Raw genomic sequence first — 21177 nt, forward strand, 5'->3', positions numbered from 1 at the left:
TTTTTAGTAATGCGTGGCAATGTGCAAATTGTCATACACTTTTATATTCAGAAAATTATACATCACAGGAATGAATTAAATCAGTGAATTCATCTTAATGATAAATTGCCTGCTACACTTACTGTTGACATACAGACGCAGGAGACGCGAATGAAAATATTACTGTGGGTAATTTTAATTATATTTCTGATAGGACTGTTGGTCGTCACCGGTGTATTCAAGATGATTTTCTGATTCCTTTGCCCGGCATACCGCCGGGCAAATTCCCTTTATTCCGCTTTTAACGATGCGCCTTTTGTTGCAATTACCTCTTTATACCAATAGAAGCTTTTCTTACGACTGCGGGCCAGCGTGCCATTTCCGCTGTCATCGCGATCGACGTAAATAAAGCCATAGCGCTTGGAGAGTTCAGCTTTAGACGCACTCACCAGGTCGATTGGCCCCCAGCTGGTATATCCCATTACCTCAACCCCATCCTCAATGGCTTCGCGCACCTGTACCAGATGGTCGTTAAGGTAGCGGATGCGATAATCATCCTGCACCACACCGTCAGCGTCCGGTTTATCCTTTGCTCCCAGACCATTTTCCACAATAAACAACGGCTTCTGATAACGGTCCCAGAGCACATTCAACAGGGTGCGCAGACCGACAGGGTCAATTTGCCAGCCCCATTCGGAACTTGCCAGATGCGGGTTTGGCACCATGCTCAGGATGTTGCCACGCGCCTGCTGGTTGAGGGCTTCATCCGCGGTGACGCAGCCCGTCATGTAATAGCTGAAGGAGATAAAATCGACGGTGGATTTCAGCGCCTCGCGGTCGGCATCCGTGACCTCAAGCTGAATCCCGTTGTCGCGGAAGAAGCGCTGCATATACCCCGGGTAGGCGCCACGGCACTGTACGTCGCCAAAGAACTGCCAGGTGCGGTTTTCCTGCAGCGTTTCCAGTACATCTTCCGGCTTACAGGTCAGCGGATACATCAGTCCGCCCAGCAGCATGTTGCCAATTCTGGCGTCAGGCACGATCTCGTGACAGGCTTTTACCGCCAGCGCGCTGGCCACCAGCTGATGGTGGATCGCCTGATACACCTCCCCTTTGCTGCTGGTTTCCGGCAGACCGACGCCCGTCATCGGGGCGTGCAGAGACATATTGATCTCATTGAAGGTCAGCCACAGCTTCACCTTCTCTTTGTAGCGCGCAAAGACGGTACGGGCATAGCGCTCAAAGAATCTAATAGTCTGGCGGCTGCCCCACCCGCCGTACTGCTTCACCAGCCCCCACGGCATTTCGTAGTGTGAGAGCGTCACCAGCGGCGTAATGTTGTGCGCAGCCAGCTCGTCAAACAATCTGTCGTAAAACGCCAGTCCCGCTTCGTTAGGCTGAAGTTCGTCGCCGTTGGGAAAAATACGCGTCCAGGCAATGGAGACGCGCAGGCAGCTAAAGCCCATCTCCGCGAACAACCTGATGTCTTCCGGATAGCGATGATAGAAGTCGATGGCGATATCCTTGATGCCGCTGTCACCCGCCACGCGCTCAACTACCGGGCCGAAGACCCCCTGCGGCTGAACGTCTGAGGTGGACAGCCCTTTTCCATCCTCCAGATACGCGCCTTCTACCTGATTCGCGGCAACCGCGCCGCCCCATAAAAAATCGTCCGGGAAAGTTTTCATCACGTTCTCCTGTTATTGTTTGCTGACGCTGAGTAACGGCGCACCCGCATTGACGGACGTCGCCGCCACGGTCACCACGTCACGATACTCATCGCTGTTACTGATAATAATCGGGGTCGCCAGGTCATATCCGGCATCAATAATCGCCTGACGATCAAACTCCAGCAGCAGGTCGCCAGGCTGAACCCTGTCGCCCACCTTCACATGGGCAGTAAACGGCCTGCCGTCGAGCTTCACGGTGTCGATACCCACATGGATCAACACTTCAATCCCGCTGTCGCTGAGCAAGCCGATGGCGTGTTTGGTCTGGAACAAAGAGGCCACCACACCGGCAAACGGGGCAACCACTTTGTTATCAGATGGAATAATGGCGGCACCGCTGCCCAGCAGGCCGCTGGCAAACGTGGTATCCGGCACCTGGTCAAGCGCCAGAACGGTACCGGTCATGGGGGATAAGACATCGTTTTCCCCGGCAGAAAGCGCAACCTCCGGCGTGGCACGCCCGGGCATTCCGGCCACCAGGGTCAGGCCGCAGCTCAGCACCAGCGCCACCACGGTACCGATGACACCGCCCCACAGCGTGGCGTTTACGCCCCCAGGCGGGATCATCTGTGCAATGGTAAAGATATTGGCGAAGCCAAAGGAGTAAACGTGGGTATCGCTGAAGCCGACAATCGCGCCGCCGATAGCCCCCGCCACGCAGCCAAAGATAAACGGACGGCGCAGAGGCAGGTTCACGCCATAAACCGCCGGTTCGGTGATACCAAAAATGCCTGCCGTCACCGATGAACCTGCCAGCATTTTCTGGCGGGCATCGCGGGTTCGCAGGAAGATCCCCAGCGCCGCCCCGACTTGCCCGAACACGGCGGGCAGCAGCATCGGCAGCATGGAGTCATGTCCCAGCACCGCCAGGTTGTTAATCATCAGCGGTACCAGCCCCCAGTGCAGACCAAAAATAACGCAGACCTGCCACAGCGCGCCCATCGCCGCCCCCGCCAGCCACGGCGCCAGAACGTAAATGCTTTGATAGCCGTTCGCCAGCATCTGGCTCAGCCAGGTCGCCAGCGGTCCAATGATGAGGAAAGTCAGCGGTACGGTCACGCCCAGACAGATCAGCGGCGCGAAGAAGTTTTTCATCGAGGAAGGCAGCAGCCTGGTGCTCTGTTTTTCCAGCCAGCAGCTGACCCACGAGGCGAGGATGATCGGGATCACCGACGCGCTGTAGTTGAACCAGGTGACAGGGATGCCGAGAAAGGCTTCCGCTACCGCACCAGGCTGCTGGCTGGCGTTAAACGCCGCAATCATCACCGGATGAGTGAGCGCCCCGCCAATCACCATGGTAATAAACGGATTGCCGCCGAATTTTTTCCCGGCGGTATAGCCCAGCACCAGCGGTAAGAAGAAGAACAGCGCGTCGCTTGCGGCAAACCAGATTTTATAGGTACCGCTCTCAGTGCTAAGCCAGCCGCACACCACCGCCAGCGCCAGCAGCCCTTTCAGAATACCGGACGCGGCAAGAATGCCGATAAACGGGGTAAAGATCCCGGAGACGATGTCGATCAGACGACCCAGCAGATTCCCCTTTTCCCCCTTGTCTTCCACAACAGGCGCGTCATCAGTCAGTCCTGCTTCGCTCCGCACCGCCTGCCAGACATCATGAACGTGGTTACCAATCACCACCTGAAACTGGCCGCCGCTTTCCACCACCATGATCACGCCCGGGTTTTTCTTGAGCCCTTCCGCATCTGCCCGTTGATTCTCTTTGAGCCTGAAGCGAAGCCGGGTGGCACAGTGAACAAGACTGATTATGTTCTCTTTTCCGCCAACGTGGCCGAGAATATCCTTCGCCAGAGCCTGGTATTCCATCTCGATTTCCTTACATCCGATGCCCGCAGGCATCTGTTGACTGAGTTCAAAAAATAAAAAAACCCGAGCACGGCCTCCTTACGAAGTCCGCGCTCAGGTTTTGCCTGCGTTATGCAGTAACAATCCCGTGTTGAGGCTTAACGCCCCTCTTTTCTCACTCGCTCGATATGAATGGCGAGGAACATAATTTCTTCGGTTGTCAGATCGCGCTGGTAGCTTTTATTCAGATGCTGCGCGATTTTCTCGGCGCATTTCCAGGCTTTCGCATAGTTGTCCTTTACCGCCGAATGCAGCGTGACATCATCATCTTCCACCACCGTGCGGGTAAGCATCCGCTGGGCAAAAAACTTCAGGTGGGTGACAAAACGCTGATAGCTGAGCGACTCTTCGTCATACTCAAGCTGCAGCTGATACTTCACCAGTTGCAGGATCTCCTGCATCACCCGCGTCACGTGCATCACGTCCGGCATTTCGCTGTTCAACTGCGCGGTCACCAGATGCAGTGCGATAAACCCCGCCTCATCCTCCTCCAGTTCGACGTTCAGGCGTCTGGCGATAATGGCCCGCGCCTCCTGCCCTAATTCGAACTCCTTCGGATATAACCGCTTGATATCCCACAGCAGCACGTTTTTGATGGCCAGCCCTTTTTTCTGGCGTTCAATCGCAAAGTAGCAGTGGTCCGTGAGTGTGATATACAAGCTGTCCTGCAGTTTTCCCAGCCGCTGTGCCGCCAGCCCAATAATCCGGTCACAGGTGGTCATCACTTCCAGCGGGATCTGGCTCAGCAACTCTCCAAGCCGACGCACCAACTCATCACTTTGCAGCGCAAACACCTTTTCAATCAACGCGGTATCCAGGTCATCACCGACGCGCTTCTGGAAAGCCAGCCCGCGCCCCATCACCACCTGTTCACCTCCGCGTTCATCCTGAACAACCACCACATTGTTATTAAGTATTTTGGCGATTTTCATCGGAACCCCAGAAACAAAAAAACCTGACCTCCGGCAGATGCCAGAAAATCAGGTTTTGCCTGCCTAAGCAGTAACAATCCAGTTCTGGCACTGTAACAGTTTCATTCGTAGCCTCAATGGGTCACGCGTCAGAAACGTGATGCGGATCGAACTTGCACCGGTGATATCAGAAGGTCACCACCGTTTTCAGCTCCGTGACCCAGGCATCCTGGGTGCGGCTGACCCCGCCGGGATGGTGCCAGTACTGAATGCCCGGCTGTAGCTCAAGCCATGGCACTGGACGAAAACGGTAGTAAAACTCGCCGTTCAGGGAATGGCCCGGCACCGGGTGCCAGGCCGGATCGTTATAGCCGGAAACGCCGCTCAGGCTGTTCAGGTAACGCTGGTTGCGCGCGTACTGGCTGCTCATATCAATCCAGGTTACGCCAAAGCCAATCCAGTCTTCCGGGCGTGCATCAAACAACCCGCGATAGCGCAGCGAGGCGGCGTAAACCTGATGCATGTAATTCGTACGTTGATCGGCAAGGCTCATGCTGAAAGAGGTGCTTAAGCCGCGATTCGGATCGTCCTGATGCTGCGTAAGCTGCTGGTTGAGGCCGGCGTACATAAACCAGGTCCGGTTGTGTTGCGCAAATCCCGCCGGGTCCGTCGCGCCTGCCCCTCCGGATTTACCGCGATAGAGATCGGTTTGCGGCGCGTTGGTAAACACCACCCCCAGGTTATACGCACCCGGCAGACCATTAATCAGCGGACGCGCTTCGATTTCAACCGGCAGCAAGACGCCTTTGCTGCCCTTTGTCGACCAGCTCCAGGCGTGGCTACGGCTGGAGGCCTGCGGATTTTGCTCCATCACGCCGCCTTTCAGGGTAAATGTCGGCGTGAATTTATACTCAAGCGTCGTGCCCCAGGTGTGTACGTTCCAGTTGTTCCAGGTTAATGAGTTGGCTGACTTGCCGCCGCACTGCGACAGCAGCTGGAAGTCACAGGGGATGATTTGATCGAAGGTCTGCACCTTGTTCATCATCCCTATGCGCCACGTCAGACGTCGGTCGTCAAAGCTGCGGGCAAAGGTCAGCCAGCCCAGGCGGGTAATCGACTGCCCGCCCCAGCTTTCCTGCGTCAGATCGTTAAAATTAACGCGCGGATCCTGAACGCGTCTGGTGGTGAGATCGTCATTGTGGTTGCGGTTGACGATATTCCCTTCAATACGCGCATCGGGAATGCCGGTCCAGCGCGCCAGATCCTGATTAAAGGTCAGCGCAAACTGATCGATATAGGCCACGTGGGAGTCATGGTTATAGCCACCACCACCGTTCCAGCCGATTTCGTTTAAATAACCAAGATTGTACGTAAAGCCGTTATCGTTGAGGATCTTCCGCACGCCGAGCATCTCACCGAGAACAGGAGCCGGTGGCGCCTCAAAACCTAATACCGTTCCGTTCCAGTCTTGCGCCATGGACAGCGGGGATAACGTCAATAAGGCGAATGCGTAGAATTTATTTTTATTTGCCATAATAGCAGCCCGTGATTGAGTATTTAGTGCGTAACCAGCCGCAGGAAAATTTTCTATTTCCTGTCGATATTTAATTTTTTAAAATCAGTGAAAAGCGCTAAGCCAAATGTCTCTCCTGCGTAAACGATAGGCAAAAAAAAACCTAAGCACTCCACAGCGATAACTGCTGTGAAACGCTTAGGTTTTGCCTGTTAACCAGTAACAATCCTGCGTTGAAAACAGTGGCACCTTAACACCGTCGCGCCACGTTGAAAACCTGTATTGTTTTTTGTTTTAAAAAAGTGTGAGCAATTTAACGCTTATTATTTTGACTGGATCACCCGCGCAATATCCGCAGAAGTCTGTAATGTCCGAATCTCCTGAAATAATCCCAGCGCTTCATCGTACTCTTTGCGTAAATAGCTGAGCCACTGTTTAATGCGCGCCACATGATATAAACCGGTGTCGCCCTGCTTTTCCAGACGGCTATATTTTTGCAGCAGCGTAACAACATCAGCCCACGGCATACGCGGCTCGTTATATTTAATCACCCGGCTAAGGTTAGGCACATTCAGCGCACCGCGGCCGATCATCACCGCCTCGCAGCCAGTGGCCTTCAGACAGGCCTGCGCGCTCTTGTAATCCCAGATTTCACCGTTGGCGATAACCGGAATAGTGAGCCTTTGGCGGATCTCGCCTATCGCCTGCCAGTTAATGCGCTCGGCTTTGTAGCCGTCTTCTTTGGTGCGGCCATGCACCACCAACTCGGTAGCGCCGGCCTGCTGCACCGCATCGGCAATTTCAAACTGCCGCGCGTCGCTGTCCCAGCCCAGGCGCACTTTGACCGTCACCGGCAGGTGCGAGGGCACGGCCTCACGCATCGCTTTCGCGCCACGGTAAATCAGCTCCGGATCTTTCAGCAGCGTCGCCCCACCGCCGCTGCCGTTCACAAGCTTAGACGGGCAGCCACAGTTGAGATCGACCCCGTAAGAGCCGAGCTCGACGGCACGGGCGGCGTTCTCTGCCAGCCATTCAGGATACTGGCCCAGCAGTTGAATACGCACCAGCGTGCCGGAGGTGGTCCGGCTCTGGCGGTGCAGCTCCGGACAGAGTCTGTAGAACGATTTTACCGGCAACAACATATCGACCACGCGCAAAAACTCCGTCACGCAGAGATCGTAATCGTTCACCTCGGTCAGAAGTTCGCGCACCAAGGAGTCGAGCACGCCTTCCATTGGGGCCAGTAAAACACGCATAGCAGTACCTGTGAAAAAAGACGCGCTATAGTATCCGCTCTGTATGTATGTGGAAAGCACGACGTTCTATTCTGGAATGACGGGTATGCTCAAAATTCATGATGTGATCCGTGGCACACTTTCGGGTTTAATTGTATGATGAATGCGTTTCAGCAAGGATTTTAACCATGAGAAAATCATTAAACACTATCTGGCAATATCTGCGCGCATTCGTCCTGATTTACGCCTGCCTGTACGCCGGGATTTTCATCGCTTCCCTGCTTCCTATCACCATTCCAGGCAGCATCATCGGCATGCTGATCCTCTTTGTTCTGCTGGCCCTGCAAATTCTGCCGGCGAAATGGGTCAACCCTGGCTGCTTCGTCCTCATTCGCTATATGGCGCTGCTGTTCGTGCCGATTGGTGTCGGTGTAATGCAATATTTTGATTTGCTCAAGGCGCAGTTCGGCCCGATCGTCGTCTCCTGCGCGGTCAGTACGCTGGTGGTTTTCCTGGTGGTGAGCTGGAGTTCGCATCTGGTGCATGGCGAACGCAAAGTGGTTGGACAGAAAGGAACAAAACAATGATGGCTAATATCTGGTGGTCGCTGCCATTAACCCTGGCGGTGTTCTTCGCGGCACGCAAACTTGCCGCCCGGTTCAAGATGCCGCTGCTTAACCCGTTGCTGGTGGCGATGGTGGTGATTATCCCGTTCCTGCTGCTTACCGGTATTCCTTACGAACGCTACTTTGCCGGCAGCAAAATTTTAAACGACCTGCTGCAACCCGCCGTGGTCGCGCTCGCCTTTCCTTTATATGAACAGCTACACCAGATCCGCGCCCGCTGGAAATCCATTATTACCATCTGTTTTGTGGGGAGCCTGGTGGCGATGATCACCGGTACTTCAGTCGCACTGCTGATGGGGGCCTCTGCGCAAATTGCCGCCTCTATTCTGCCGAAATCGGTGACCACGCCTATCGCCATGGCCGTGGGCGGCAGCCTCGGGGGTATTCCGGCCATCAGCGCCATGTGCGTGATCTTCGTCGGCATACTGGGCGCCGTGTTTGGCCATACCCTGCTCAATGTCATGCGCATTCACACCAAAGCCGCACGCGGTCTGGCGATGGGCACCGCGTCGCACGCGCTGGGCACTGCCCGCTGTGCGGAGCTGGATTACCAGGAAGGGGCGTTCAGCTCGCTGGCGCTGGTGATCTGCGGAATCATGACCTCGCTGATGGCGCCGTTCATTTTCCCCATTATTCTGGCGGTGATGGGCTAAAATTTGCGATGCGTCGCGCAAATTTCATTTTGTTTTCATAAGTTGCATACATAATGAGAAGTGGATCACATATAAAGCCCTGACGGCTCCGTACACTACCGATCCATTAACCTTTATGAGGCAAACGCCATGCATCCACGTTTTCAAGCGGCTTTCGCCCGGCTTGCAGAGAATTTGCAATCAGCTCTGGCCCCGATTCTGGCGGATGAGCATTTCCCCGCCCTGCTCACCGCTGAGCAGATCACCACGCTGAAACAGGCAACGGATCTAGACGAAGACGCGCTGGCTTTCGCACTGCTCCCCCTGGCTGCCGCCTGTGCGCGTGCCGATCTGTCCCACTTTAACGTGGGTGCCATCGCGCGTGGCGTCAGCGGCACCTGGTACTTCGGCGGAAACATGGAGTTCCTGGGCGCAACCATGCAGCAGACTGTTCATGCGGAACAGAGCGCCATCAGCCACGCCTGGCTGCGTGGCGAAAAAGCCCTGAGCGCCATTACCGTAAACTACACCCCGTGCGGCCACTGTCGTCAGTTTATGAATGAACTGAACAGCGGGCTGCAACTGCGCATCAATCTGCCGGGTCGCGCGCCGCACACGCTGGGCGATTACCTGCCTGACGCCTTCGGCCCGAAAGATCTTGAGATCAAAACCCTGCTGATGGACGAGCAGGACCACGGTTATGCGCTGTCCGGTGATGACCTGAACCAGGCGGCCATTCGCGCTGCCAACAAGAGCCACACGCCATACAGCAACTCCCCGAGCGGCGTGGCACTGCAGTGCCGCGATGGGCGTATCTTTAGCGGCAGCTATGCGGAAAACGCCGCGTTTAACCCAACGCTGCCACCGCTGCAGGGCGCACTGAACCTGCTGAGCCTCAACGGCTACGATTACCCGGATATCCAGCGCGCCATTCTGGCAGAAATTGCCGATGCGCCGCTGATTCAGTGGGATGCTACCGCCACCACCCTGAAAGCGCTGGGCTGCTCGTCAATCGAGCGTGTATTACTGACGTGATCCATCCGGCGGGCAGAAATGCCCGCCAGTTTGCTGAAAAAGCCCTCAGTTGATGCGCTGTTTCTTGCGCTAACCAGACGGGTACAGTAGCCTGAGTTAAATTTCACCTTCGGTACGAGCCATCTGCATGTTAAAGCGCGTTTTTTACAGCCTGTCTGTCCTGGTCGGCATACTGCTGTTGATCGTGCTGGGTCTCGACCGCTGGATGAGCTGGAAAACGGCCCCCTACATTTTTGACGATCTGCAGGATCTCCCCTACCGCCAGGTTGGCGTGGTGCTCGGCACCGCAAAGTATTACCGCACCGGTGTTATCAATCAGTATTACCGCTACCGTATTCAGGGCGCACTCAACGCCTACAACAGCGGTAAGGTCAATTACCTGTTGTTAAGCGGCGATAACGCGCTGCAAAGCTACAACGAACCAGTCACCATGCGTAAAGACCTGATTGCCGCCGGCGTTGATCCGGCAGATATCGTGCTCGACTACGCCGGGTTCCGCACACTCGACTCCATCGTCCGCACGCGCAAAGTATTCGATACCAACGACTTCATCATCATCACCCAGCGCTTCCATTGCGAACGTGCGCTGTTTATCGCGCTGCACATGGGCATTCAGGCGCAGTGTTACGCCGTGCCATCGCCAAAAGATATGCTGAGCGTACGCGTGCGCGAGTTTGGCGCCCGCTTCGGGGCGCTGGCTGACCTCTATATCTTCAAACGTGAACCGCGCTTTTTAGGTCCACTGGTGCCGATTCCGGCCATGCATGAAGTGCCTGAAGATGCGCAGGGCTACCCGGCCGTCACCCCGGAACAGCTGCCTGAGATCCAGAAGAAAGAGAAAAAGTAGCCCGCTTTTATCGTTTCTTTACGCCAGGCGCCACGCTTTTTATCCGACCTTTACGCCTGCCCTTTTATGCTGAGTTCACTGCCGCTACGGCTTCATTGAAGAATGACTATGAACTCGATAATGAATGCGTTTTTCCTGAAAAGTATCCGTCCATATTTTAACTTCCCGGGTTTATCCCTCCCGACCGCGCTGAATTCTGGGCTGTGGCTTGATGAAAAGCTGGATGCCTTGCAGCATAACGTGTCGGTGGAAGTGGCGGATTATCTGGCGCGTTACCCGCAGACAAAACATATTGACGTTTACCTCAACGATATCAATGGCATCATGCGCGGCAAGCGACTCTCGGTGGAGAACATGCTGAGCCTTGAAAAGGGCTGTTATTTTCCCCTCTCTGTCTATTCGATGGACCAGAAAGGAAAGATAGCCGCCGCGCTTGATGATGAGCCAGACCGTTTTTGTGTTCCGGTAGCGGGCTCCCTGCGCCCCTCTTCACACGATCCGCAGCACAACGCACAGATCCTGCTGACGATGAAAGAGAGCGACGGAACCCCCTGTTCACTTGAGCCACGCGTGATACTGCAGAACGTCCTGGCCCGCTTTCACCAGCATGGTCTCTACCCGGTGATTGCCCCGGAGATTGAGTTCTATCTCACCGGCAGAGGCCCACAGGATCCGCAGAATCAGGGCTGCTTTCATCTGGATACCTCAACGGCACACACCGCGCTATTTGACGAACTGGAACAACTGGCACACCTGCAGCGTATTCCCCTTACCGGGATCGTGGCCGAGGCCGAATCCGGTCAGTTCGAATTAAACCTCAAGCACAGCCATCACGTGGTTGAGATGTGCGATAACGTGCTGGCCCTGCGACGCTTAACCCGCTTTGTGGCAGAGAAGCACGGCCTGCAGGCCAACTTTATGGCGAAACCCTTTAGCCAGCAATCCGGCAGCGGTCTGCATTTCCATTTCAGCCTGAACAACATTCACGGCGAAAATATGTTTGCCTCGCCGGTGGATGAACTGAACAGCATGATGCGCTTATGCATTGCGGGCCAGCTGGCGCTGATGCCCGCCTCCGTCGCCATTCTGGCACCCGGCGTGAACGCGTTTCGCCGCCTGCGTAAAAACCTCACTGAGCCGTTATTCAATTCCTGGGGCTATAACACCCGCTCCGCCGCGCTACGCATCCCCTGCTCGGACGAGAGCAACCGCCGCATTGAGTATCGGCTGGCGGGGGCTGATGCCAACCCGTATCTGGTGGCGGCGACCATCCTGACCGGCATGTTGTACGGGCTGGAAAATTTCGACGAAAAGGATTTACCCGCACCGCAGCATGATGAACCGGTACTGCCGCTGTTCCAGCAACAGGCCATTGAAGAATTTGCCCGCTGCCAGTATCTCATCGACAGCCTGGGCGAGGCGTTTTCACACCAGTGGGTCGCGTGCAAACTCGCGGAGCTCGACTGGTTTGAAAGTATTGTCACCGGGCAGGAATCGGCGCTGGCGTGAGACATAAAAAAAGCCCGCTCGGTGAGCGGGCCAGATAATACGAGAAGCGATTATTTCTTGCGGGCGTATTTCAGTGAATCCAGCGCAACCGCGAAGATGATAATGGCGCCTTTAATAATGTACTGCCAGTATGGGTTCACGCCGATATAGGTCAGACCGTAGTTGATGACCGTAAAGATGATCACACCGGTGACCACGCCGAGCACAGTGCCCACGCCGCCGCTGAAGGAGACCCCACCCACCACGCAGGCGGCAATCGCATCCAGTTCGTACATAAAGCCGAGGTTGTTGGTGGCAGAGCCGATACGGCCCGCTTCCAGCATCCCGCCGAAGGCGTAGAACACACCGGACAGCGCATAGATCATCAGCAGGTTCAGGGCCACGTTCACGCCGGACACTTTCGCTGCTTCCGGGTTACCCCCGATGGCGAAGATGTTCTTACCGAAGCGGGTTTTGTTCCACAGGATCCAGACGAAAGCCACCGCAATCAGCGCGTAGAAGGTGATGTACGACAGGCGGAAGCTGCCCAGCGCAATAAAGCCTTGCGTAAAGGTCGAGAAGCCGCTGTCGAAGCCCGAGATGGGGGACGCGCCGACGAAGTCGTAGTAGAGGGAGTTGATGCCGTAAACGATGATCATCGTGCCCAGAGTGGTGATAAAGGGCGTCACGTTCAGGTAAGCGATGATAATACCGTTAATCAGACCAATCACCGCACCGATGGCACAGACAATCAGAATCACCACGAAAATGGGCATGGTCGCCATTTCCGGGAACACCTTGTTGGCGTTTTCCATCGACTGCAACAGGGTTGCCGCGATCACCGCCGCCAGACCGACCTGACGCCCCGCGGAAAGGTCAGTCCCCTGGGTGACGATAAGCCCCGCCACGCCCAGCGCGATGATAATACGCACGGAAGACTGAGTCAGAATGTTACTCAGGTTCAGCAGACTTAAGAACGTAGGATCCTGGAAAATGATAATGGCCAGCAATACTAAAAGAACAACGTAAATACCGCCTTCTTTCAGATAAGTGAGAAAACTTTTTTTATTTAACGCACTCATGAGGAGCCCCTGATCTTAAAGGTGCAAAGACGCTAAACGCAAAATTTCGTTTTGCGTTGTCGTTTTCGTGTCAACAATACCGGCAACGAGACCATTGCTCATAACCAGAATACGGTCCGTGATCCCTAACAATTCCGGCATTTCGGAAGAGATGATAATGATCCCTTTATCCTTTTTCGCCAGCTCGGCAATCAGCTGATAAATTTCAAACTTCGCGCCGACGTCAATACCACGGGTCGGTTCATCCAGCATCAGAATTTCTGGCTGCGTTAATAACCAACGACCGATAATGACTTTCTGCTGGTTACCACCCGACAACGAACCAATTTGCGTACGATGACCTGGCGTTTTTACGCGCATGGAGTCAATAACCCACTGGGTATCGCTCTTCATGCGGGAATTATCCAGCAGTCCAACTTTGTTTTTATAGTTGCGAATATTAGAAATTAACGAGTTAAAGTTAATATCCAGATAGGCATAAATACCGGTTGAACGACGCTCTTCCGTTACCAGCGCAAAACCATTATTAATGGCCTCGTTGGCGTTGTGGTTGTTGATTTTCTTACCGTGCAGCGTGATGGTGCCTTCGGCTTTCTCGCGAATACCAAACAGGGTTTCGACGATATCGGTACGTTTTGCCCCAACCAGGCCGGCAATGCCCAGAATTTCGCCCTTGTGCAGGTCGAAGGAGACATCGCGAATGGAGGGCTGGCGCAACGAGGTCAGGTTACGGACCTCAAGGATCACCTCGCCTGGCTTGTTCTCTTTATCCGGGAAACGCTGATTCAGGGAACGACCTACCATCATGGCGATGATCTTGTCCATGTCCAGCCCTTCCAGAGGCTGGGTGGCTATCCACTGGCCGTCGCGCAGGATGGTTATCTCATCACACAGCTGGAAGATCTCTTCCATTTTATGGGAGATATAAACAATGCCGCAGCCGCGCTCTTTCAGCTTACGAATAATGGTAAAAAGGTGGTTAACCTCTTTTTCCGTTAATGACGATGTCGGTTCATCCATGATGACAATTTTCGCATCATAGGAGAACGCTTTGGCAATTTCGATCATCTGCATTTGTGAGACGGATAATGTTCCCACGCGGGCGCGCGGATCGATATCAATATCCAGCTCATCGAAAATGGCTTTGGTGTCACGGTACATTTTGTCCTGATCGACAAAAACACCTTTGGTGGGATAACGACCCAACCACATATTATCCATTACCGAACGTTGCAGTACCAGGTTCAATTCCTGGTGAACCATTGAGATACCGTTTTCCAGTGCTTCTTTTGCTGAATGGAAATCGATCTCTTTCCCCTGAAAAAGAATACTGCCAGAATCTTTTTGATAGATCCCAAAAAGACATTTTAATAATGTTGATTTACCTGCCCCGTTTTCCCCCATTAACGCATGAATAGAGTGGGGACGAACTTTTAAATTAACATTATCGAGTGCCTTAACACCGGGAAACGACTTGTTGATGCCGTTCATTTCCAACAAGTATTCACCGGACGACTGAGTAGTTGTGCTGACCATAATTATACCTTGTTGGCCTCGCATATCGCGTTATAAAAGGGCGCAACATGTTGCGCCCTGTGGAGACATGACTAACTATCTTATTTACCGATAAACTCAGCCAGGTTGGACTGGTCTACGCCCACGTAAGGTACGCGAACGATTTTATTGTCGATTTTCCAGTTGGTGCCATCCGCTGCACCTTTACCGTCGGCCAGGTTTTTCGCCAGATCGAAGGTCGCTTTCGCCTGGTTATTGGCATCGTTCAGCACGGTACCGGCCATCGCACCCGATTTCACCAGTGCCAGGGCTTCTGGCAGCGCATCCACGCCGAACACAGGGATAGAGGATTTGTTGTGTGCTTTCAGGGCTTCTACCGCACCCATAGCCATCGCGTCGTTGTTAGCGATAACCACTTCAATTTTGTTCGCGTTAGGACCAGACAGCCACGCGTCCATTTTGTCTTTCGCCTGAGCGGTATCCCACATTGCGGTATCTAAGGCCAGCTGCTGGGTTTTCAGGCCCTTGTCGTTCAGCTCTTTGACAACGTAAGTGGTACGCGCTTCAGCATCCGGGTGGCCCGGTTCACCTTTCAGCAGCACAAACTGGATCTGGCCGTCTTTGTTCAGATCCCAGTTCGGGTTGGCCGCCCAGTGTTTCGCGATCAGATCGCCCTGGATAATACCGGACTCTTTGGAGTCAGTACCGACGTAATACGCTTTGTCATAGCTGTCCAGCGCTTTACGGGAAGGTTCTTTGTTGAAGAAGACGATTGGCACATTCTGGCCGCGCGCTTTCTCAATAACTGTGCCTGCAGCAGCCGGGTCAACCAGGTTGATTGCCAGTGCTTTCACGCCTTTTGCCAGCAGAACGTCGATCTGGTCGTTCTGTTTGGACTGGTCGTTCTGGGAGTCATTCATCAGCAGCTGAACATCTGGCGCTGCTTTAGCATCTTTCTCGATCGCTTTACGCACAACAGACATGAAGTTGTCGTCGTATTTATAGATAGTCACACCAATACGGGTATCCGCAGCGTGCGCTGCAGCACCAAAAAGCATGCTTGCCATTACAGCAGACAGAGTCAACACCTTCTTATTCATGGTATCTCCGGTTTTTTTTATGCAGGGTAGTTCTTGTGAATAACGATCGGCGGGCAGATGTTAATAAAACGTTACTGACAGCCGAAGTTCACTTATAAAATTTCTATCTTCCGTGTTCGGTAACGCTCCAGAAATGCGTTTTATTCGTTGTTTGCGGCACGTTGGCTATAGTGAAAGTGAATAATCACTGTTACATAGCGTTTCAGCCCCTAAAACGCTGACATCATAGTCAGCGCCTTGTTAAGATACTGTGAATTTACTCACAGATTGAAAACGGTTACATCAGCTCGCTTTATCAGTTAGTGATCGGAACCACAATTTGCCGGGCAGAGACCGAATGACGACGCACTAACGTCGGCATGAAACAATGAGTTGCCCCCGGATCCAGCTGCCCTGCCGCGCCCTGTAACGCCAGTTCTGTTGCCAGTTTGGCCATTGAGGCAATGGGATAGCGTACCGTTGTCAGCTGCGGGTCGGTGTAACGGGCAATGGGAATATCATCAAAACCGATCAACGATAAATGCTGTGGCACCGCAATGCCGTTATCTTTTAACGCGGTCAGTGCCCCGGCGGCCATGCTGTCGTTGTACGCAAACACCGCAGAGAGCTGCAGGTTGCGGCCCAGCAGTTCGACCATCGCCGCCTCCCCTCCCTGCATATCCGGTGTGCCGGTACCTACCCAGCTTTCAGAAGGCGCAATGCCGTGCTCTTTCAGGGCGTTTTGCCAGCCTTCACGACGCAGTTCGTCGTCCTCAATCGCGTGGCTGGACGCCAGATATCCGATCCGCTGATGCCCGTTATTAATCAGCATTCGCGTGGCCATCATCGCGCCACTCACGTTATCCAGCCCTACGCAGCGGTGGGCATAGCCGGGCACAATACGGTTGATCAGTACCATGCCGGGGATCTGCTCCATAAATCCGGCAAGTTCTTCATCACTCAGGGCTTTTGAATGGACAATCAGCGCGTTACAACGCTGGCGGATCAGCACTTCGATGGCATAGCGCTCTTTTTCTGCTTCATGATAGCTGTTGCCGATCAGCACATACTTCTGGTGCTGCTGGGCGACAACATCCACCGCTTTAACCAGCGCCCCAAAAAACGCATCCGACACGTCCATCACCACCACGCCCACGGTGTCACTGACCTGGGTAGCCAGCGCCTGCGCGTTAGCATTGGGCCGGTAACCCAGTTGGGTCACGGCTTTCATCACGGTTTCACGGGTTTCAGGGCTGACCAGCGCACTATTGTTTAGCACGCGAGAGACGGTAGCCACAGAAACGCCCGCCTGACGGGCGACGTCACGAATGGTGATCATATTCACCATCCTTAAAAGGATTGCAGCAACTCACAGACACCCCCTGTGTTTAGCAAGGTGGCTATTTTGGCAGCGAGAGAAAAGGGACTACGTGAAGAAGCTCACACAGATGAAAACGGTTACATCCGTTTTGTTAATGATTGTGATCCAGATCGTTATCTGGATGTATTACTCAATGAAACGCCTGACGCTTTTGCGGTTAACTGACGCCACCCCCACTCCAGCGGCCCCTGGCGGAAATAGCGTAGCCAGATAACCGAAAACGTCAGGTTTACCATCCAGACCGGAATAACAAATGCCAGCAGCGTAAGGCGGTCGAATTTCATAAACAGGCCAAATCGGTAGAACAGCGTGGTGCAGATGAGAGTCTGCAGCAGATAATTGCTTAACGCCATGCGGCCGACGCAGGCAACGGCACTGACAATCCAGAGACGGGAGAGCTGCGGCCAGAAGCCATAGATGAGCGCGGCGTAGCCGATGGTCTGGAACGGGGCACTGAGCTCGCGCGGAACCTGCAGCAGGAAAGCGCACCAGCGGTAATCCCAGTGAAGATGCCACTGCGCGATCACCGCCGGGAGATTGATCGCCACCCCCAGTAGCACCAGCAAGGCTCCTGTGCGACGGTAGTGGCGCAGGCTAAATTCCCCTTTCAGCCAGCCGGTACGCATCAGGGATGCGCCCATCAGCATCATCCCCGCCAGCTGCCAGCCGTATTGCGCACCCAGCGCCAGCAGGTTATCGCCCAGCATATCCGCACGGTTGCTTATCGCTTCCGCGCCGCCTTTTAGCTTCCAGAACTGCTCATACTGCAGGTTGGCGGCGTCCGGTATCCACGAGCGATTGGTCGCCTCGCCGGAAATCATACCCAGCAACAGCAGTACGCCAAGCCCCATGACATAGAGCATGACGCCGGTATTAAACAGGCTTTTTACGCTGTGCGCGTCGCGGATCAGCCGCCAGCAAATCAGCCCGACCAATCCATAGGCGAGAAGAATATCACCATCCCAGAAGAACAGGCCGTGAATAAAGCCAAGGAGAACCAGCAGCGTCAGACGTGATTGTATCCAGCGCGTGCCGCGTTTGAGCAGCAGGTGCAGGCCAGCACCAAACAGCAGCGCAAACAGGGTGAGGAATTTCACCTGGGCAAAAAGATCGAGGATCGCCCAGGTCCAGGCATCGCTGCGGCTGATGTCGCCATACCAGGCCGGGTTGAGATAGGCGGCCTTCGGCAAGCCGAAGGCGCTGATATTAAGCAGCAGGATACCGAGAATGGCGACGCCGCGAACAAAATCGAGCGTGACGTTTCGCTCCATGGTCCCTGCCCTGTCTGATTAGTTGTGGTGACGCACGGCGCGCAGGAACTCCTGGCGGGTGTTCTGGCTGGATTTAAACAGACCGCCCAGCGACGTGGTGGTGGTCGCACTGGTAGCATCACGCACACCGCGCGCTTTCACGCAGTAGTGAACCGCGTCAATGGAGACCGCGACGTTATTGGTGCCCAGCAGCGTTTGCAGCGCGGTCAGGATCTGCTGCGTCAGACGCTCCTGCACCTGTGGGCGTTGGGCAAAGAACTGCACGATACGGTTGATTTTGGACAGACCAATCACCGTATCTTTTGGAATGTAAGCCACAGTCGCTTTACCGTCGATGGTCACAAAGTGGTGTTCACAGGTGCTGGTCAGCGTGATATCACGCACCGTGACCATCTCATCCACCTTCATTTTGTTTTCAATGACGGTGATTTTCGGGAAGTTGGCGTAGTCCAGGCCGGAGAAAATTTCGTCGACATACATTTTTGCGATGCGATGCGGCGTTTCCATCAAACTGTCGTCGCTCAGATCGAGATTCAGCAGTTGCATGATCTCGGTCATGTGCCCGGCAATCAGACGTTTACGGGTTTCATTATCCACTTCCTGAACGGGTGGACGCAGTGGCGTTTCAAGACCGCGCGCAACCAGGGCTTCGTGGACAAGGGCCGCTTCTTTACTGAGTGATGACATTCTTTTCTCCTGCAGGTGTGGCGTCTTCTGCCCTCGTTGTGGCAAAAGTGTGCGCTCATTGTGCGTGAGGCGGCGCACATAATCCAGTATTCACGACGATAATTATTGCAATTGCTGTTGCCTTTCAGCCTGACGGTTCCACACCAGCGCGCCGCCAATGAACAGCGCCACGCCTGCCAGCCCCAGTGCAGGCTCAAGCTTGTGGGTAAGCCAGGTGGATAACGCTGAGGTCATCGGCCCCACTAACTGGCCAATGGCGTAACCGGTGGTCAGCAGCCCCGCCATGTAGCGGGTATGATCGGGTGCCAGTTCGCGCCCGTAGAGTAAAGAGAGCTGAACGGCACACAGGAATCCGCCCCCCACCAGCAGACCGCCCGTCAGCAAGCCGCCAATCCCCGGCAGTAGCCAGGCCGCCAGCACGCCCGCCCCCTGTAACCACAGCACGATAGCCAGCCTGCGGTTCGAGGTAGAGGTGTGCCGCAAAACGATGCTGAGCACGATGCCCACCACAGCGGCGATGCCAAAGATCGGCCAGACAAACTGTGCAAACAGGCTACCGGGGAAACGCACGGCCGCCATTTGCGATAAGAACGTCGCAGGCAGGATGTAGCCAAACCCGGCCAGGCTGTAGCTCCAGACCAGGCGCTTTAAATCTTGCGTCAGAATCAATGGTTCAGGCGCACTGCCCGGCCGGTGAAGTTGCCCGGCACGCGGTAAATAGCGGGCAATCAATGCGATAAGCACCAGTGCCAGCACGCCGTAGATCTGCCATGCAGCCCCGGCCGATAACGCTTTCGCATGGATATAAACCGCGAGCAATCCGCTCAGGGCGATACCTGCACCCGGCCCGGCAAACACGGCCGCGCTCAGGCCCGGTTTACCCAGTTGCCCCAGCCGCTCGTTGGTCCAGGCGGCAATCAACACCATCGACCAGCCGCTCATGCAGCCAATCACAAAGCGCAGCAGACCATGTACCAGCGCGTTATCTGCCGCGGCGGAAAGCAGCGTCAGCGCCACCGCGCCAGTAATGCCCAGCCAGAGGCGGGTTTCAACAAAGCGATGGGCGCGCATCGCATCCCATGCGCCCACCAGATAGCCCAGATAGTTCATCGCCGCCACCAGACCTGCGCTGGTGAGCGTGAGTTGCCCGGCGGCAATCATCAGCGGCACCTGTGGAGTAAACGCGAAGCGCCCAATCCCCATCGCCACCACCAGAACCACAAATCCACTGAGCGCAATTCGCAGCGCCATGACCGCTCCAGTTGTTAATAAAAAGTAAATTTATGATGCAGTATCTCGCTGTCTTGCGAAAGTGAAAGTTGCTCACAGGTAAATGAAAACTCTGTATTATGGACTGAATGAATAGCAATTCGCATTAAGGAGCCCTGCATGGAACTGCTCGAAGAGCATCGTTGTTTTGAAGGTCGACAGCAGCGCTGGCGCCACGACTCCGCCGTACTGAACTGCACCATGACGTTCAGCATTTTCCTGCCGCCGTCCAGAGAAGGCGTAAAGCCTCCGGTTCTGTTCTGGCTCTCGGGGTTAACCTGTAACGATGAGAACTTCACCACTAAAGCGGGCGCGCAGCGTGTGGCGGCCGAGCTGGGTATCGCCCTGGTGATGCCAGACACCAGCCCGCGTGGTGATGAGGTGGCGGACGATGCTGGATATGATCTGGGCAAAGGGGCCGGGTTCTATCTGAACGCCACCGAGCAGCCGTGGGCAAGCCATTACCGCATGTACGACTACATTGCCGACGAGCTGCCAGCGCTGATCCAGCGTGAGTTTGCGGTAAGCAACCGGTGTGCCATCAGCGGGCATTCTATGGGTGGGCACGGCGCGTTGATCATGGCGCTAAAAAACCCGGGCAGATACACCAGCGTGTCCGCGTTTGCGCCAATTGTGAACCCCACCCAGGTCCCGTGGGGGCAGAAAGCCTTTACAAATTATCTGGGCGATGACGCGCAACGCTGGCAGGAATGGGACAGTTGCGCCCTGATGCTGGCGAGCCAGCCAGGAAGTACGATCCCGACGCTTGTCGATCAAGGTGATGCGGATCAGTTCCTGGCAGGGCAATTACAACCTGCCGTGCTGGCTGAAGCCGCACGTCAGAAGGACTGGCCGCTGACGCTGCGCATTCAGCCAGGCTATGACCACAGCTATTACTTCATCGCCTCCTTTATTGAGGATCATCTTCGTTTCCATGCGGAGCATTTGTTCGGGTAAATCCCCTTCTCGCCCGGTGACGCTCTGCGTGCCGGGCATACCCTGCCATCGGAGTGAATCACCTCAGTAGTCTGCCT

Annotated in this window: 18 protein-coding genes; 6 read left to right on the forward strand and 12 right to left on the reverse strand. The window is 54.8% G+C overall.

Going from position 1 to position 21177, the window contains the following annotated elements; genetic code table 11:
- Positions 1–269 precede the first annotated feature (269 nt).
- The 5 genes from EKN38_RS00650 to dusC form a co-directional block, all read right to left on the reverse strand.
- Positions 270–1667: a glycoside hydrolase family 1 protein gene (locus EKN38_RS00650; RefSeq protein ID WP_014832680.1), complete on the reverse strand. Its 1398-nt coding sequence runs from the start codon at positions 1665–1667 to the stop codon at positions 270–272.
- Between the two features lie 12 nt (positions 1668–1679).
- The gene (bglF, locus tag EKN38_RS00655) at positions 1680–3533 is read right to left on the reverse strand and encodes a PTS beta-glucoside transporter subunit IIABC (protein ID WP_126521574.1); all 1854 of its coding nucleotides are present in this window, start codon (positions 3531–3533) and stop codon (positions 1680–1682) included.
- 137 nt (positions 3534–3670) lie between these two features.
- Positions 3671–4504: a BglG family transcription antiterminator LicT gene (gene licT, locus EKN38_RS00660; protein WP_014832682.1), complete on the reverse strand. Its 834-nt coding sequence runs from the start codon at positions 4502–4504 to the stop codon at positions 3671–3673.
- A 166-nt stretch (positions 4505–4670) separates the two neighbouring features.
- Positions 4671–6017: a carbohydrate porin gene (locus tag EKN38_RS00665; protein ID WP_126521576.1), complete on the reverse strand. Its 1347-nt coding sequence runs from the start codon at positions 6015–6017 to the stop codon at positions 4671–4673.
- A gap of 302 nt (positions 6018–6319) precedes the next feature.
- Complete coding sequence (gene dusC, locus EKN38_RS00670) at positions 6320–7252, reverse strand: tRNA dihydrouridine(16) synthase DusC (RefSeq protein ID WP_014832684.1); 933 nt, start codon at positions 7250–7252, stop codon at positions 6320–6322.
- Positions 7253–7419: 167 nt separating this feature from the next.
- On the opposite strand from dusC, the gene EKN38_RS00675 reads away from it, so the two are divergent.
- From EKN38_RS00675 to EKN38_RS00695, 5 genes are all read left to right on the forward strand, one after another.
- Positions 7420–7818, forward strand: a complete 399-nt coding sequence (locus EKN38_RS00675) for a CidA/LrgA family protein (protein ID WP_014832685.1) — start codon at positions 7420–7422, stop codon at positions 7816–7818.
- Positions 7815–8510 (forward strand): CidB/LrgB family autolysis modulator, encoded by a 696-nt coding sequence (locus EKN38_RS00680; RefSeq protein WP_014832686.1) that lies wholly within the window; start codon positions 7815–7817, stop codon positions 8508–8510. Before EKN38_RS00675 ends, EKN38_RS00680 begins: the two co-directional genes overlap by 4 nt.
- 129 nt (positions 8511–8639) lie before the next feature.
- Positions 8640–9524: a cytidine deaminase gene (cdd, locus tag EKN38_RS00685; protein ID WP_014832687.1), complete on the forward strand. Its 885-nt coding sequence runs from the start codon at positions 8640–8642 to the stop codon at positions 9522–9524.
- A 127-nt stretch (positions 9525–9651) separates the two neighbouring features.
- Positions 9652–10371, forward strand: a complete 720-nt coding sequence (sanA, locus tag EKN38_RS00690) for an outer membrane permeability protein SanA (protein WP_014832688.1) — start codon at positions 9652–9654, stop codon at positions 10369–10371.
- Between the two features lie 120 nt (positions 10372–10491).
- Positions 10492–11880 carry a glutamine synthetase family protein gene (locus EKN38_RS00695; protein ID WP_014832689.1) on the forward strand — a complete coding sequence of 463 codons (1389 nt, stop codon included), beginning with the start codon at positions 10492–10494 and terminating at the stop codon, positions 11878–11880.
- A 50-nt stretch (positions 11881–11930) separates the two neighbouring features.
- Here EKN38_RS00695 and mglC read toward each other — a convergent pair whose 3' ends face one another.
- From mglC to EKN38_RS00730, 7 genes are all read right to left on the reverse strand, one after another.
- On the reverse strand, positions 11931–12941 hold the full coding sequence (gene mglC / locus EKN38_RS00700) for a galactose/methyl galactoside ABC transporter permease MglC (RefSeq protein ID WP_013097952.1): 1011 nt from the start codon (positions 12939–12941) through the stop codon (positions 11931–11933).
- A 15-nt stretch (positions 12942–12956) separates the two neighbouring features.
- Positions 12957–14477: a galactose/methyl galactoside ABC transporter ATP-binding protein MglA gene (gene mglA / locus EKN38_RS00705; RefSeq protein WP_014832690.1), complete on the reverse strand. Its 1521-nt coding sequence runs from the start codon at positions 14475–14477 to the stop codon at positions 12957–12959.
- A gap of 80 nt (positions 14478–14557) precedes the next feature.
- Entirely contained in the window at positions 14558–15556 is a 999-nt protein-coding gene (gene mglB / locus EKN38_RS00710) for a galactose/glucose ABC transporter substrate-binding protein MglB (RefSeq protein WP_014832691.1), read from the reverse strand.
- 295 nt (positions 15557–15851) lie between these two features.
- On the reverse strand, positions 15852–16874 hold the full coding sequence (gene galS / locus EKN38_RS00715; RefSeq protein WP_014832692.1) for an HTH-type transcriptional regulator GalS: 1023 nt from the start codon (positions 16872–16874) through the stop codon (positions 15852–15854).
- Between the two features lie 155 nt (positions 16875–17029).
- Positions 17030–18187 carry a DUF418 domain-containing protein YeiB gene (gene yeiB / locus EKN38_RS00720; RefSeq protein ID WP_014832693.1) on the reverse strand — a complete coding sequence of 386 codons (1158 nt, stop codon included), beginning with the start codon at positions 18185–18187 and terminating at the stop codon, positions 17030–17032.
- A gap of 18 nt (positions 18188–18205) precedes the next feature.
- Positions 18206–18874, reverse strand: coding sequence for a GTP cyclohydrolase I FolE (gene folE / locus EKN38_RS00725; protein ID WP_013097957.1), 669 nt, complete (start codon positions 18872–18874; stop codon positions 18206–18208).
- Between the two features lie 102 nt (positions 18875–18976).
- Complete coding sequence (locus tag EKN38_RS00730; protein WP_126521578.1) at positions 18977–20125, reverse strand: YbfB/YjiJ family MFS transporter; 1149 nt, start codon at positions 20123–20125, stop codon at positions 18977–18979.
- Positions 20126–20263: 138 nt separating this feature from the next.
- Between EKN38_RS00730 and fghA the strand changes: the two genes are divergently transcribed.
- Complete coding sequence (fghA, locus tag EKN38_RS00735; RefSeq protein WP_014832695.1) at positions 20264–21100, forward strand: S-formylglutathione hydrolase; 837 nt, start codon at positions 20264–20266, stop codon at positions 21098–21100.
- The last annotated feature ends 77 nt before the right edge of the window (positions 21101–21177 follow it).

Source organism: Enterobacter sp. WCHEn045836, assembly GCF_003965585.1.
Classification (GTDB): domain Bacteria; phylum Pseudomonadota; class Gammaproteobacteria; order Enterobacterales; family Enterobacteriaceae; genus Enterobacter; species Enterobacter dissolvens.

What these genes read in the sequence shown, in the direction of transcription:
- folE (WP_013097957.1), bottom strand. Translation starts at nt 18,874, where the DNA reads ATGTCATCACTCAGTAAAGAAGCGGCCCTTGTCCACGAAGCCCTGGTT.
- EKN38_RS00730 (WP_126521578.1), bottom strand. Translation starts at nt 20,125, where the DNA reads ATGGCGCTGCGAATTGCGCTCAGTGGATTTGTGGTTCTGGTGGTGGCG.
- mglC (WP_013097952.1), bottom strand. Translation starts at nt 12,941, where the DNA reads ATGAGTGCGTTAAATAAAAAAAGTTTTCTCACTTATCTGAAAGAAGGC.
- sanA (WP_014832688.1), top strand. Translation starts at nt 9,652, where the DNA reads ATGTTAAAGCGCGTTTTTTACAGCCTGTCTGTCCTGGTCGGCATACTG.
- cdd (WP_014832687.1), top strand. Translation starts at nt 8,640, where the DNA reads ATGCATCCACGTTTTCAAGCGGCTTTCGCCCGGCTTGCAGAGAATTTG.
- mglA (WP_014832690.1), bottom strand. Translation starts at nt 14,477, where the DNA reads ATGGTCAGCACAACTACTCAGTCGTCCGGTGAATACTTGTTGGAAATG.
- EKN38_RS00675 (WP_014832685.1), top strand. Translation starts at nt 7,420, where the DNA reads ATGAGAAAATCATTAAACACTATCTGGCAATATCTGCGCGCATTCGTC.
- mglB (WP_014832691.1), bottom strand. Translation starts at nt 15,556, where the DNA reads ATGAATAAGAAGGTGTTGACTCTGTCTGCTGTAATGGCAAGCATGCTT.
- EKN38_RS00650 (WP_014832680.1), bottom strand. Translation starts at nt 1,667, where the DNA reads ATGAAAACTTTCCCGGACGATTTTTTATGGGGCGGCGCGGTTGCCGCG.
- EKN38_RS00695 (WP_014832689.1), top strand. Translation starts at nt 10,492, where the DNA reads ATGAATGCGTTTTTCCTGAAAAGTATCCGTCCATATTTTAACTTCCCG.
- galS (WP_014832692.1), bottom strand. Translation starts at nt 16,874, where the DNA reads ATGATCACCATTCGTGACGTCGCCCGTCAGGCGGGCGTTTCTGTGGCT.
- yeiB (WP_014832693.1), bottom strand. Translation starts at nt 18,187, where the DNA reads ATGGAGCGAAACGTCACGCTCGATTTTGTTCGCGGCGTCGCCATTCTC.
- licT (WP_014832682.1), bottom strand. Translation starts at nt 4,504, where the DNA reads ATGAAAATCGCCAAAATACTTAATAACAATGTGGTGGTTGTTCAGGAT.
- dusC (WP_014832684.1), bottom strand. Translation starts at nt 7,252, where the DNA reads ATGCGTGTTTTACTGGCCCCAATGGAAGGCGTGCTCGACTCCTTGGTG.
- EKN38_RS00665 (WP_126521576.1), bottom strand. Translation starts at nt 6,017, where the DNA reads ATGGCAAATAAAAATAAATTCTACGCATTCGCCTTATTGACGTTATCC.
- fghA (WP_014832695.1), top strand. Translation starts at nt 20,264, where the DNA reads ATGGAACTGCTCGAAGAGCATCGTTGTTTTGAAGGTCGACAGCAGCGC.
- bglF (WP_126521574.1), bottom strand. Translation starts at nt 3,533, where the DNA reads ATGGAATACCAGGCTCTGGCGAAGGATATTCTCGGCCACGTTGGCGGA.
- EKN38_RS00680 (WP_014832686.1), top strand. Translation starts at nt 7,815, where the DNA reads ATGATGGCTAATATCTGGTGGTCGCTGCCATTAACCCTGGCGGTGTTC.